The 14,188-nt window shown below is 68.4% G+C and carries 9 protein-coding genes; 4 read left to right on the plus strand and 5 right to left on the minus strand.

What is annotated here, in order from left to right:
- The first annotated feature begins 454 nt into the window (after window positions 1-454).
- From rpoN to ptsN, 3 genes are all read left to right on the plus strand, one after another.
- Window positions 455-1,957 (plus strand): RNA polymerase factor sigma-54, encoded by a 1,503-nt coding sequence (rpoN, locus tag AC07NC_RS09040; protein ID WP_494569325.1) that lies wholly within the window; start codon window positions 455-457, stop codon window positions 1,955-1,957.
- Between the two features lie 62 nt (window positions 1,958-2,019).
- Window positions 2,020-2,658, plus strand: coding sequence for a ribosome hibernation-promoting factor, HPF/YfiA family (hpf, locus tag AC07NC_RS09045; protein WP_008260210.1), 639 nt, complete (start codon window positions 2,020-2,022; stop codon window positions 2,656-2,658).
- Between the two features lie 85 nt (window positions 2,659-2,743).
- Window positions 2,744-3,211, plus strand: coding sequence for a PTS IIA-like nitrogen regulatory protein PtsN (gene ptsN, locus AC07NC_RS09050; RefSeq protein ID WP_008262263.1), 468 nt, complete (start codon window positions 2,744-2,746; stop codon window positions 3,209-3,211).
- Window positions 3,212-3,255: 44 nt separating this feature from the next.
- On the opposite strand, the gene AC07NC_RS09055 is transcribed toward ptsN, so the two are convergent.
- From AC07NC_RS09055 to AC07NC_RS09075, 5 genes are all read right to left on the minus strand, one after another.
- The gene (locus AC07NC_RS09055) at window positions 3,256-3,507 is read right to left on the minus strand and encodes a DUF1150 family protein (RefSeq protein ID WP_008260703.1); all 252 of its coding nucleotides are present in this window, start codon (window positions 3,505-3,507) and stop codon (window positions 3,256-3,258) included.
- A 62-nt stretch (window positions 3,508-3,569) separates the two neighbouring features.
- Entirely contained in the window at window positions 3,570-3,992 is a 423-nt protein-coding gene (locus AC07NC_RS09060) for an Hsp20 family protein (RefSeq protein ID WP_008260227.1), read from the minus strand.
- Between the two features lie 113 nt (window positions 3,993-4,105).
- Entirely contained in the window at window positions 4,106-5,422 is a 1,317-nt protein-coding gene (locus AC07NC_RS09065) for an ammonium transporter (protein WP_494569326.1), read from the minus strand.
- A gap of 47 nt (window positions 5,423-5,469) precedes the next feature.
- Window positions 5,470-9,981, minus strand: a complete 4,512-nt coding sequence (gene gltB, locus AC07NC_RS09070; protein ID WP_494569327.1) for a glutamate synthase large subunit — start codon at window positions 9,979-9,981, stop codon at window positions 5,470-5,472.
- Window positions 9,978-11,405, minus strand: a complete 1,428-nt coding sequence (locus tag AC07NC_RS09075; protein ID WP_494569328.1) for an NAD(P)-dependent oxidoreductase — start codon at window positions 11,403-11,405, stop codon at window positions 9,978-9,980. The genes gltB and AC07NC_RS09075 overlap by 4 nt, the downstream gene beginning before the upstream one ends.
- A gap of 264 nt (window positions 11,406-11,669) precedes the next feature.
- Here AC07NC_RS09075 and AC07NC_RS09080 point away from each other — a divergent pair, with 264 nt between their 5' ends.
- Window positions 11,670-14,060, plus strand: coding sequence for a membrane-bound PQQ-dependent dehydrogenase, glucose/quinate/shikimate family (locus AC07NC_RS09080; protein WP_494569329.1), 2,391 nt, complete (start codon window positions 11,670-11,672; stop codon window positions 14,058-14,060).
- Window positions 14,061-14,188: the final 128 nt, after the last annotated feature.

Consider the following 14,188-nt stretch of genomic DNA (forward strand, 5'->3'; position numbering starts at 1 on the left):
ATCAGGCGGGCGTCCCGGATCAGGGGAAATCTAACCGATCAGCGACAAACAAGGACCGGCGGGAGCGTCAGCGAGCGCTAGGAGGGGGCGACTCGGTGTCAAAGCCGGCCCGGTCAGCCCCCCTGTCAGAGTCGCCCCCTCCTGGTCGCAAGCGCGACCTGTCCTCCCCCCGCGCCTTCGCGCACGGAGAGGTGACGCTGGCCCATTTCGTCATTCCGGGCGAAGCGCAGTGGAGACCCGGAACCCAGCGGCGCGCGAGAGCGCGACACGAAGGGCGTCGCGTAGGCCTGCGGCGGTCGGATTTCACCTTGGACGCGTTTGGCGCGGTTTTTTCGCGCCAGTAGCGCCAGAACGGGCGACCGGCGTTTCGGCGTTTGTCGGGCGTTAACCAGTGCGGCCACATCCTGCACAGCAAGTTCCGGGCCAGTTGGCGCGCCGGCAGGATTTTTCGAACGTGATCGGGCAACGTCTAGAGATCAGACAGGGGCAGGGGCTGGTCATCACGCCCCAGCTGCAGCAGGCGATCAAGCTGCTGCAACTGTCGAACCTCGAGCTCGAGGAGTTCGTCGAGGCCGAGCTGGAGCGCAATCCGCTGCTGCAACGCGACGAGCCCGAGGGCGAGGGCCCCGAGGCCCCGGTTTCGGTTTCCGACGCCGCCCCGGACGGTGAAATGTCCTTCGGCGACGGGGTCGGCCAGGATTCCGTGGCCTCGATGGACGCCGGGTCCGACGATGTCTACGGCGACGCCGCGCCCGGCGAACGCACCAGCGACCGCATGACGGACGAGGCCCAGCCGGGTCTGTCCGACTGGTCCAGCGCTGGCAAGGGCGGCCAGGTCTTCGAAGGCGACGGCGAACGCCCCGACGCCCATGAACTGACCCTGTGGGAGCATCTGCAGGCCCAGGCCTCCTCGGCCGGCCTTTCGGCCGCCGACCACGCCATCGCCCTGACCCTGATCGACGCCACCGACGAGGGCGGCTATCTGCGCGGCGAAATGGCCGAGTTCGCTGATCGCCTCGGCGTCAGCCTGGATCGGATCGAGGCCGTCGTCGCCGTCTGCCAGGGGTTCGAGCCGACCGGCGTCATGGCCCGTTCGGTGCCCGAATGCCTGAAGCTGCAGCTGATCGAGCGCAATCGCTTCGATCCGGCCATGGGCGCCCTGCTCGACCATCTGGACCTGCTGGCCCGGCGCGACCTGGCGGGCCTGAAGAAGATCTGCGGCGTCGACGGCGAGGATCTGGCCGAGATGATCGCCGAGCTGAAGGCCCTGACGCCGCGGCCCGGCGCCGGATTCGGCGGCGAACCGGCCCAGACCGTGGTGCCCGACGTCCATGTGCGGCCCGACCCGGCCGGCGGCTGGCGGGTCGAGCTGAACGCAGACACCCTGCCGCGCCTGTTGATCGACAAACGCTATCACGGCCTGGTTCAGGCCGGCGCCCGGTCCGACACCGAAAAGACCTTCGTCGCCGACTGCGCCGCCCAGGCCAGCTGGCTGGTCAAGTCGCTGGACCAGCGCGCCAAGACCATTCTGAAGGTCTCGTCCGAGATCGTGCGCCAGCAGGACGCCTTCCTGGCCTTCGGCGTCGAATTCCTGCGGCCGCTGAATCTCAAGACGGTCGCCGACGCCATCGGCATGCACGAATCGACGGTCAGCCGCGTCACCTCCAACAAATATGTCTCGACCCCGCGCGGGGTGTTCGAGCTGAAATTCTTCTTCACCGCCGCCATCCAGTCGGTGGACGGCGCCTCGACTCATTCGGCCGAGGCGGTCCGCCATCGGATAAAAACCATGATCGATGGGGAAGGGGTGGGGGGCGACGTTTTGTCCGATGATCGGATCGTCGAAATCCTTAAGGAGGCGGGCATAGATATAGCCCGTAGAACGGTCGCCAAGTATCGGGAAGCCTTGAGGATTCCGTCCTCCGTCGAGCGCCGCAGGATGCTTAAGACCGGCTGAAGCGTGACCACAAATCGGTGATCCCGATTGACACCAAATGCGGGCGGGAGCGTTCTATCCGTATGCAAGTCCAAGTCAGCGGCAAGCAAGTGGATGTCGGCGAAGCGTTAGGCTCGCGCATCTCCCAGGAACTCGAAGACGGGGTCGGAAAATACTTCGCCCGCGGCGGTGAAGACGCCGAGGTCGTGGTGTCCAAGGACGGCCACAACTTCAAGGTGGACTGTTGGGTCCGCCTCGCGTCGGGCCAGACTCTGGTGACGACGGGCATGGGCGGCGACGCCCATTCCGCCTTCACCGAGGCGCTGGATCGTCTCGAAAAGCGGGTCCGTCGCTACAAGCGCCGGCTCAAGGATCACCACATCGGGCCCAAGGGCCTGTCGCCTGAAAAAACCGAAAACGCCGCCCGCGAAGTCGCTCGCAGCATCGTGCTGCGGGATCCCGACAGCGTCGAGGACGACGTCTTCGGCGACACCGGCGAAAACGACGGCCCGCCGCCCGTGGGCATGGTCATCGCCGAGACCGAGCACGAGATCCGCTCCATCACGGTCGGTCGCGCGGTCCTGGAACTGGATATGACCGGCTATCCGGTGGTGCTGTTCCGCAATGCGGCGCACGGCGGCCTGTCCGTCGTCTATCGCCGCCCAGACGGCAATGTCGGCTGGATCGACCCCGAGCGCACGAAGAAGTCGAACGGGCATTAGACTTACGGCTTAGTTTGACTTTGCCGCGGGAGCCTCTAAAGGGGCGCCCGCGGCCGCCAGTCGCTTATCTAGAGTTGGGCTACCCATGGATATCGCAGATCTGCTCGCGCCGAACGGCGTGGTGCTGCGTGGCGGCGCCTCGTCGAAACGTCAGGCGCTTCATGCCGTGGCCGAGGCTGCGGCCCAGGCTCTGGGCGTGGACCAAGGCCGTATCTTCGAGGCCCTGCTGGAACGTGAAGCCCTGGGCTCCACCGGCCTGGGCTCCGGCGTGGCCGTGCCGCACGCCCGTCTGAAGGAGATCGACCGGGTCACGGCCGTCTTCGTGCGCCTGGATACGCCTGTGGCCTATGAAGCGGTCGATGATCGTCCGGTCGATCTGCTGCTGGCCCTGTTCGCCCCGCCCAAGGACGGCGCCGAACATCTGCGCGCCCTGGCGGCGGTCTCGCGCGCCCTGCGGTCGCCGGAACTGCGTGAGCAGCTGCGTCAGGCCCGGACGGTCGATGCGATCAAGGCCCTGTTCGTCAAGGACCAGGCGCCCGCCACGGCCGCCTGAGAGGCCGGCGGTCAAGGGCGGCGCCCGGCCGCCCTTTCCCTTGTTCAGTGAACCGAGACCGGCTCCAGCTCGTGCGCCACAGCGGCGGCGAAGGCGGTGTCGCGGTCCAGCATGACGGCCAGCCGTTCCCCGTCCGCGCTGTGAACGGCGTAGAGGGACTGATTCGGGTCGAAGGCGATGTCCTTCATCTCGACCGCCTCTTCCAGCAGGTCGGACGCCTTCACCTCGCGCACATAGACGAGATCGGGGGCGCCCAGTCCGGCGAAATCTTCCTTGGTCATCATCATCGGCGTCATAGGACCGCCTCCTTCGCTTTGACAACGCCCGGATCGCCGGGCGGTTCGAACGGCTGCGCTTTTCAGCCGGCCGTGATGGGAATGCGCCGCACCTGGCGCTCGGCCTCGGGCCGGATCAGATCGACATGCAGCAGGCCGTGTTCCAGCCGCGCGCCCTCGATCTCCAGCCCGTCGGCCAGGACGAAGCTGCGTACAAAGCCTCGCGCCGCGATGCCGCGATGCAGGAAGGCCTGTTCGCTCTTGCCCGCGTCGTCGCGCTTGCCGGCGATGGTCAGCTGCCGCCCTTCCAGGGTGATGGCCAGTTCGTCAGGAGCGAACCCGGCCACAGCCAGGCTGATCCGGACCCCCGCCTCGCCGATCTGTTCGACGTTATAGGGCGGATAGCTCTCGGCCGCCGCCTTGGCGGCGCGGTCGATCAGGGCGCGGGTGTGGTCGAAGCCCAGCAGGAACGGGCTGTCGAACAGGATGGTGCGGGTCGTCGTCATCTGGGTCCTCGGAAAAGCGACCGACCGTGGGCCTCCCGCAATCGGCAAGGCTCCCGGTCACAGATGAAGATGGGGGCGGACAGGGGCGGGATCAACCGTCCCTGTCTGTGACCTCAGTGGATGGCTTCGCCATGCTGGGTATAGTCCAGCCCCTCGACCTCTTCGTCCTTGGTGACGCGCAGGCCCGTGGTGAATTTGCAGATCATCAGGACGACGAAGGTGCCGACCGCGCTCCAGACGATGGCCCCGCCCAGGCCGAGCGCCTGTTTCCACACCGTCGCGCCCTCGGACAGGGCGTTGATGCTGGTGGTGGCGAAGACCCCGGTCAGCAGGGCGCCGACGATGCCGCCGATCCCGTGCACGCCGAAGGCGTCCAGGCTGTCGTCGTACTTCAGCGCATGCTTCAGCCAGACGGCCCCGGCGTAGCAGGCCGGACCCGCGATCAGTCCGATGAAGAAGGCGCCCTTGGGATCGACGAAGCCGGCGGCGGGGGTGATGGCGACCAGGCCGCCGACGATGCCCGACAGCAGGCCCAGCAGGGTCGGGCGCTTGCGGTCGAACCATTCGATGGTCATCCAGCCCAGGGCCGCGGCGGCGGCGGCCAGGATGGTGTTGAAGGCGGCGGTGGCGGCCAGGGCGTCGGCGGCGCCCGCCGATCCGGCGTTGAAGCCGATCCAGCCGACCAGCAGCAGGCCGGTGCCGATGGCGCTGTAGACCAGGTTGGCGGGGGCCATGTTGTCGCGGCCGAAGCCGTGGCGCGGCCCCAGCACCAGGGCGCAGACCAGGCCGGCGACGCCCGCATTGACGTGGACCACCGCCCCGCCCGCGAAGTCGAGCACGCCCAGGCTCCCCAGATAGCCGCCGCCCCAGACCTGGTGACAGATCGGCGCATAGACGATCAGGTGCCACAGGGCGAAGAACAGCAGGCTGGCCGAGAATTTCATCCGCTCGGCGAAGGCGCCGGCGATCAGGGCCGGGGTGATGATGGCGAAGGTCATCTGGAAGCTGACGAACAGCAGTTCCGGCAGGCCGGGCAGCAGGCTGTGCGCCGTCTGCATCGTCACCCCGTTCAGGAAGGCCGCCTGGACCCCGCCGATCAGGCCGTTCACCGCATCCGGCCCCTTGCCGAACGACAGGCTGTAGCCGACCAGGAACCACAGCACCGAGACGATGGCGAAGGCCGCCGCCGACTGGGCGATGACGCTGATGATGTTCTTCTTGCGCACCATGCCGCCGTAGAACAGCGCCAGACCCGGCAGGGTCATCAGCAGCACCAGGGCGGTGGACGTCAGGATCCAGGCCGTCGCCGCATTGTCGATGACCAGGGGCGCCTGATGGGCCAGCAGGGCGGGGGCCGCCGCCAGGGCCGGAGAGGCGAGCGACGCCGCCCCGGCAACAGCGATGGCGGACAGGGCGGCGTGTCGGGTCATTTCATGCGTCTCGGGGAGGAGAGGAAGGAACGGCTCAGGCCAGGGTCTCAGGCCGAAGTCTTAAGCCGTTCCTCCGTTCTGACAATGTCCGTAAGCGGCAGGATACGCACGAAACGGTCAAGCGTGTTGTCCCAGTCGCCCAGCAGTCGGCGGGCCAGCGGCGAACCGGTCGCCGCCAGGTGGGCCTCGACCAGTCCGCGCAGCCGTTCGGCCGCCGCTTCGTCGATGTCGGCCACGCCCGCCAGGTCGCCGTTCAGGGCGCGTTCGGCGTAACCTGGCTGGTCCAGCACGAACAGCTCGCCGCCGCTCATGCCCGCCGCCAGATTCCATCCGACTCCGCCCAGCACGACCACCCGGCCGCCGGTCATATACTCACAGCCATGCGCGCCCAGACCCTCGACGACGGCCTCGGCGCCCGAGTTGCGCACCGCGAACCGCTCGCCCGCCGCACCGGCCACGAACAGCCGGCCCGAGGTCGCGCCATACAGGGTGGTGTTGCCGCAGATCAGCTGGTCCTCGCGCCATTCCGGCGTGCGGATCGAGATTTCGGCGCCCGACAGGCCCTTGCCGACATAGTCGTTGGCCTCGCCCGTCAGGTGCAACTCCAGCCCCTTGGCGGCGAAGGCGCCGAAGCTCTGGCCGGCGATGCCTTCCAGACGCAGCTTCAGCCGACCGGCCGGCCCCTGCGCCCCGAACCGCCGCACGATGGCGGACGACACGGCGGCGCCCACCGTGCGCTGGGTGTTGTTCAGCGGATAGGACAGCTCCAGCGTCTGGCCGCGATCCAGGAAGCGGACCGCGTCCTTCAGCACTCGGGCGTCCAGGCTGTCGGCGATGGGCTTGCGGCCCTTGTCCGCCCATTTGCCCGCCGCGCCCTCGTCCACCCGAACCAGCAGGGGGTTCAGGTCCAGGTCGTCCAGGTGCGATCCGCCGCGCCGGACCTGACGCAACAGGTCGGTGCGGCCGATGATCTCGTCCATCGTCCGGGCGCCGATCGAGGCCAGGATCTCGCGCGTCTCCTCGGCGATGAAGGTGAACAGGTTCACGACCTTGTCCGGGGTGCCGGTGAACTTCTCGCGCAGCCGCTCGTCCTGCGAACAGACGCCGACGGGGCAGGTGTTCGAATGGCACTGGCGCACCATCAGACAGCCCATGGCGATCAGGGCGGCGGTGCCCACGCCGTATTCCTCGGCGCCCAGCATGGCGGCGATGACCACGTCGCGGCCGGTGCGGACCCCGCCGTCGGTCCGCAGCGTCACGGTGCCGCGCAGATTGTTCAGCGTCAGCACCTGATGGGCTTCGGCCAGGCCGATCTCCCACGGCAGGCCAGCGTGCTTGATCGAGGTCTGGGGCGAGGCGCCGGTGCCGCCATTGTGGCCGGCGATCAGGATGGCGTCGGCGTTGGCCTTGGCCACCCCGGACGCAATGGCCCCGATGCCCGAGGCGGACACCAGTTTCACCGTCACCTTGGCGTCGGGATTGATGGCCTTCAGATCATAGATCAGCTGGGCCAAGTCCTCGATCGAATAGATGTCGTGGTGCGGCGGCGGGCTGATCAGGGTGGTGCCGGGCACGGCGTGGCGCATCCGGGCGATGAACTCGGTGACCTTGAAGCCGGGCAGTTGCCCGCCCTCGCCGGGCTTGGCGCCCTGGGCCACCTTGATCTCGATCTCGCGGCACTGGTTCAGATATTCGGCCGTGACGCCGAACCGGCCCGAGGCCACCTGTTTGACGGCCGAGTTGGCGTCGTCGCCATTGGCGCGCGGGTGATAGCGTTCCGGATCCTCGCCGCCCTCGCCCGAGACCGAGCGGGCGCCGATGCGGTTCATGGCGATGTTCAGCGTCTCGTGCGCCTCGGGGCCCAAAGCGCCCAGGGACATGGCCTGGGTCAGGAAGCGGCGGCGGATGTCGGACACGCTCTCGACCTGATCGACCGGGATGGCGACGCCCTCGCGGAAGTCCAGCAGGTCGCGCAATGACAGGTCCGGCTGGTTTCTGACGGCCTCCGAGAACTGCTTGAACCGGCGATAGTCGCCGCGGTTGCAGGCGTCCTGCAGCAGGTGGATGGTCTTGGCCTCGTGGGCGTGGGCCTCGCCGCCCGAGCGGATCTTGAAGAAGCCGCCGATGGCGGGCGAGGGCCGGGCCTCGCCCCAGGCGACCGTGTGCCGCTTCATCGCCGCCTGTTCCAGACCGGCCAGGCCGATGCCGGAGATGCGCGACGGGGCGCCGGGGAAGAATTCGGCCGTCAGGGCGCGCGACAGGCCCAAGACCTCGAACTCGCAGCCGCCGCGATAGGCGGAGATGACGCTGATCCCCTTGCGCGCCAGGGTCTTCAGCAGACCCGCCTCGATGCCCTTCTTGTAGTTCAGGCAGGCGTCGCGCAGCGTCAGGCCGGGATACAGACCCCGGTCCAGACGCTCCTGGAACAGGTCCTGGGCCAGCCAGGCGTTGACGGTGGTCGCGCCGACCCCGACCAGGACCGCGAACCCGTGCGGGTCCAGGGTCTCGGCCGTGCGGACCACGATGGAGCAATAGGAGCGCAGACCCGCCTGGGTCAGGCGGCCGTGAACCCCGGCCGTGGCCAGGATCATCGGCGCGGCCAGACGCCCCGCCGACCCCTGCTGATCCGTCAGCACGATCAGGGCCGCGCCGTCACGGGCGGCGGCCTCGGCCTCGTCCATGATCCGGTCCAGCGCCGCGCGCAGGCCGGCGCCGGGCCGCGCGTCCTCGGACGGGGTGTCATAGCTGCAGTCGATGACCACGGTCGAACCGGCCCCGACCGTCTCGATCATCCGCTCGTACATGCCGTTGGTCAGCACCGGGCTGTCCAGCACGAAGACGTCGGTCTGGGCCGCTTCCTGGGCCAGGATATTGCCCAGGTTCTTGAACCGGGTCTTCAGGCTCATGGCCCCGGCTTCGCGCAGCGGGTCGATGGGCGGATTGGTGACCTGGCTGAAGTTCTGGCGGAAATAGTGGCTCAGCGGGCGCGGCAGGGCCGACAGCACCGCCGGCGGGGCGTCGTCGCCCATTGAGCCGACCGCTTCCTTGCCGTCGCGCACCAGGGCGTCCAGCAGCAGGTCCAGGTCCTCGCGGCTGTAGCCGGCGGCGATCTGGCGGCGCGTCAGGTCTTCGCCCGAGGTCGAGCGCGGCTCGGGTCCGGGGCCGATGATCGGCTCCAGATCCACCATATTGTCCAGCCACTCGGTATAGGGGTGGGCGGCGGCCAGGGCGTCGATGGCCTCATGCTCGTCGTACAGACGGCCATGCTTCATATCGACAGCGATCAGCTTGCCTGGGCCGATGTGCAGACGGCGCTTCACCCGGCTTTCGGGGATGGGCACTAGGCCGGCTTCCGACCCGGCCATCAGCAGGCCGTCGACGGTCTCGACGGCGCGCAGGGGGCGCAGGCCGTTGCGGTCCTTGCCCGCCACGATCCAGCGGCCGTCGGCGGCGCAGATGGCGGCCGGGCCGTCCCACGGCTCCATGACCGCGTTGCAATAGGCGTAGAAGGCCCGGTGTTCGGGCGGCATGACCACGTCGTCCTTGGCCCAGGCTTCGGGGATCAGCAGCGCCTTGGCCATGGGGGCGGGGCGCCCGGCGTGGACCAGCACCTCCATGACATTGTCCAGCGCGGCCGAGTCCGATCCGCCCGGCTGGACCACCGGCTTCACCTCGCGGTCACGGTCGCCGAAGGCCTGGGCGGCCATGCGGATCTCGTGCGACTTCATCCAGTTGAGGTTGCCTTTCAGCGTGTTGATCTCGCCGTTGTGGGCCATCATGCGGAAGGGCTGGGCCAGCTTCCATTCGGGGAAGGTGTTGGTCGAATAGCGCTGGTGGAAGACGGCGTAGGCCGAGACGAAACGCGGATCCTCCAGGTCGGGATACAGGTTCCCCAGCAGTTCGGCCCGCACCATCCCCTTGTAGGCGATGGAGCGCGCGGACAGGGTGCAGATATAGACGGCGGCCAGGTTCTCGGTCTTGACCGTCTTCTCGATGCGGCGGCGGCACAGATACAGTTCGCGCTCCAGCGCCTCGCCGTCCAGCGGCTGTCCGGCGTCGTCCAAGGGCGGGGCCAGCATGATCTGTTCGATCTCGGGCCGGGTCGCCCCGGCCTTGGTCCCGACCACCGACAGGTCGATGGGCGTCTGACGCCAGCCATAGATCCAGAAGCCGGCGCGCAGGGCCTCGGTCTCGACGATGGCGCGGGCGCGGTCCTGGGCGCCCAGGTCGGTGCGCGGCAGGAAGACCTGGCCGACGCAGATCGGGCCGGGACGCAGGGACTGGCCGATGGAGGCCACCTGTTCGGCGAAGAAGCCCTGGGGCAGTTCGGCCATGATGCCGGCCCCGTCGCCCGACAGGCCGTCGGGATCGACCGCGCCGCGGTGAGCCACGGCCTTCAGGCTGCGGATCGCATATTCCACCACGTCGCGACGCGGGCTGCCGTCGATGGAGCAGACCAGGCCCACGCCGCAGGCGTCGCGCTCGGAGGCGCGGTCATAGGCGTGGCCGGCTTCCAGGCGGTCGCGGGTCTCTTCGTACTTGTTCAGCCAATCGGTCATGCCGCGACCTCCTCGGTGCGGGTCTTGAAGTAACGGTCGATTTCGGCGGCGGCGTCCTGGCCCTCGCGCACGGCCCAGACGACCAGTGAGGCGCCGCGCACCGCGTCGCCGGCGGCGAAGACGCCGGGCAGGCTGGTGGCGAAGCTGACGGATCCGACCTTGATGGTGCCGTCGTCACGCAGACGCAGATCGGGCTCATGCGCCGCGAACGGCTCGGGCGAGAAGCCCAGGGCCTCGATGACGATGTCGGCCGGAATGTCGAAGTCGGCGCCGGGGACGGGCACGATATCGCGACGCTGTCCGGGGGCCGCCTCGGTCAGCTGCATCCGCGCGGCGCGCACGCCGGTGACGCGGTCGCCCTGGGACAGCAGGGCCTTGGGCGCGCCCAGCCATTCGAAGACGACGCCTTCCTCCTCGGCGTTGACAACTTCGCGGGCCGAGCCGGGCATGTTCTCGCGATCGCGCCGATACAGGCAGGTGACGGACGCCGCGCCCTGGCGAACGGCGGTGCGGACGCAGTCCATGGCGGTGTCGCCGCCGCCGATGACCACCACCCGCTTGCCGCGCGCCTCGTGCCAGCCGTCTTCCTCGGCGTCGCCCAGGTCGCGTCGGTTCTGGTGCGTCAGATAGGACAGGGCCGCGACGGTCGAATCCGGACCCCGGCCCGGCGCCGACAGGATGCGCGGCTGATAGACCCCCATGGCCAGCAGGACCACGTCATGACGCTCGCGCAGTTCGGCCAGGGTCACGTCCTTGCCGATCTCGCAGCCCAGGACGAACTGGACGCCGCCGTCGATCAGACGGTCCACGCGGCGCTGGACCACGTGCTTCTCCAGCTTGAAGCCGGGGATGCCGTAGATCAGCAGGCCCCCGGCCCGGTCATGCCGATCATACACCGTGACCTGATAGCCCTCGCTGCGCAGACGGTCGGCGGCGGCCATGCCGGCCGGCCCCGCGCCGACGATGCCGACGCTCTCGCCGCGTTCGGCGGCCGGGCGGATCGGTTCGACCCAGCCGTTGGCGAAGGCCTGATCGCCCAGCCAGGCCTCGACCGAGCCGATGGTCACCGCGTCCCAGCCGGACTGGTTCAGGGTGCAGGCGCCCTCGCACAGCCGGTCCTGCGGACAGATGCGGCCGCAGATCTCGGGCATGGTCGAGGTCAGCGACGCGACGCGCCAGGCCTCGCGCGGCTCGTTCTCGGCCGACAGGCGCAGCCAGTCGGGAATATTGTTCTGAAGCGGACAGGCGTTCTGGCAGAACGGCACGCCGCAGTCGGTGCAGCGCGACGCCTGTTTCTCGGCCGTCTCGGTCGAGGGCGGAATCGTGATCTCGCCGAACCCGCGTGCGCGCAGTTCGGCTGTGGCCTTCGAGAGGCGGCGTGGTTCGACGACGAAAGTCCCGCCTTGCTTCAGGGTCTTGTGCATGACGCGCTTATGCCGCGAATGGTCCGGCCTAGGCAAATATTATTGCTGAGACCCGTTCGCGGCTGCTCAAGTTGCAATAGGCATCCTGATATGTCGAAATTCGAGACAGCAAATTGCGCTATCGGCGAGGTTGGGGAAACAGGTTTCAGGCGTCTCCAATCTTTGCCGGAACCTCCCCGGCTCGCGGTCGTTGGCTTTCCATTCTAATTTCTCAAGGGAACCGCCATGCCGCGATGGACCACGCCGAGCGGATGGGGTGGGTGGTTGACCCTCCTCCTGGGTGTTTTGATTTTTCTGATCGGCGGGATCCTCGCCGTCGGCGGCGTTCAGCTCCTGAGCCTGGGCGGTTCCTGGTACTATCTGGTCGTGGGCCTGATGCTGATCGTCGCCGGCGCCCTGCTGGTGTTGCGGGACGTCAGGGGCGTGTGGGTCTATGGCGCCGCCTTCCTCTTCACCCTCGTGTGGGCCTTGTGGGAGACGGGTCTGGACGGCTGGGCCCTGGTGCCCCGGCTGGTGGGGCCTCTGGTCTTGATGGTCCTGGTTCTGGCGACCCTGCCCGTGCTGAAGCCGCACGGCGGCAAGCGGTTGGCCGGGGGCGGCGCCCTGGGGCTGGCGGTTCTGACCGTGGTGTTCGGGTTTGTCGTCGCCCAGGCCAACCAGGCCGGCGTCGAGAACCGGCTGCCCGGACCGCGCGGCGCCTATAATGATCCGGCCCTGCTGAAAACCGGCGCCGACTGGCCCGCCTGGGGCGGCACCGACAGCGCCCAGCGTTATTCCCCGCTGACCCAGATCAACAAGGACAATGTCGGCCGGCTGGAACGCGCCTGGACCTTCCGCACCGGCGATCTGCCGGAGGAGCGTTGGGGCGCCGAGACCACGCCGCTGAAGATCGGGAACACCGTCTATCTCTGTTCCGCGCGCAACAAGCTGTTCGCGCTGGACGCCGCGACCGGCCAGCAGAAATGGGCCTATGATCCCCAGGTCGCGGACGAGAACATCCCCTATACGGCCGCCTGCCGCGGCGTGACCTATCATGTGCGCGCCGACGCCCAGCCGGCCCAGCCCTGCGCCACCAAGATCATCGAAGGCACCCTGGACGGCCGCATCATCGCCGTCGACGCCCAGACGGGCCGGCCTTGCCCGGCCTTCGGTCAGAACGGCGCCGTGGACATCAAGCGCGGCATGGGCGACCCCTATCCCGGCATGGTGTCGATCACCTCGCCCCCCGTCATCGTGCGCGGCGTGATCGTGACCGGGCATCAGGTGCTGGACGGCCAGAAACGATGGAACGCCTCAGGCGTGATCCAGGGCTTTGACGTCGAGACCGGCGAACTCCGCTTCGCCTGGGACATGATGCGCCCCGACCGCACCGGCCTGCCGCCCGAGGGCGAGACCTATACGCCCGGCACGCCCAATATGTGGACCACGGCCACGGGGGATGAGGCCCTGGGTCTGGTCTATCTGCCCATGGGCAATTCGGCGGCCGACTACTGGTCCAGTTCGCGTCGCCCGCAGGAGAATGAATACTCCACCGCCCTGGTCGCGCTCGATGTGACGACGGGCAAGCCGCGTTGGCATTTCCAGACGGTTCACAAGGATGTCTGGGACTTCGACCTGGGCTCGCAGGCGACCCTGATCGACTATCCCACGGGGGGCGGCGTCGTGCCGGCCCTGCTGCTGCCCACCAAACAGGGCGACATGTATGTGTTCAACCGCGCCACCGGCCAGATGCTGCACGGGATGGAGGAACGCCCGGTCCCGACCACGGGCGGAACCGAACAGGGCCAGCGCGCCCCGACCCAGCCGTTCTCGCTGTTCGCCACCCTGCGCAAGCCGAACCTCGAAGAGCGCGACATGTGGGGCATGTCCCCCATCGACCAGATGATGTGCCGCATCAACTTCAAGAAGGCGAACTACCAAGGCTACTACACCCCGCCCTCGACCAATCACTACATCAACTATCCGGGCTACAACGGCGGTTCGGACTGGGGCGGCGTGGCGGTCGATCCGGTGCGCGGCGTGATCATCGCCAACTATAACGACATGCCGAACTACAACCGGCTGGTGCCGCGCGAAGAGGCCAACGAGAAGGGCTGGTTCCCGCGCGACGACCCCCGCTACATCGCCCAGCAGGAGGAAGCGACCGTGCGCGGCGGCAGCCTGTCCAAGGGCGAAGGCGCCGGCGATCCGCAGATCGGCGTGCCCTACGCGATCGACGTCAACGCCGGCTGGCGCGTGAAGTGGACGGGCCTGCTGTGCAAGGAGCCTCCCTACGGCGGCATCACGGCCATCGACCTGCGCTCGGGTCAGACCCTGTGGGACCGGCCGTTCGGCACGGCGCGCAAGAACGGGCCGTGGGGCATCCCCTCGCACCTGCCGCTGGAGATCGGCACGCCGAACAACGGCGGGTCGGTCGTCACGGCCGGCGGCCTGATCTTCATCGCCGCCGCCACCGACGACCTGATCCGCGCCATCGACATCGAGACGGGCGAGACGGTCTGGTCGGACGTGCTGCCGGCCGGCGGCCAGGCCAATCCGATGATCTATGAGCAGAACGGCCGCCAGTATCTCGTCATCATGGCGGGCGGCCACCACTTCATGGAGACGCCGCGGGGCGACTACGTCATCGCCTATGCCCTGCCGCAACGCGGCTGAGGCGTTTTCTCCCTCCCCCTGCGGGGGAGGGAGGTCGCGCCAGCGACCGGGTGGGGGCGGCTCGGAATCGAGCCGCCTTTTCGTTCAGGGATGCTTTGCTGGGCCGCCCCCACCCGGCTTCGCCTGCG

The organism is Brevundimonas sp. GW821-FHT10A07, from assembly GCF_059415785.1.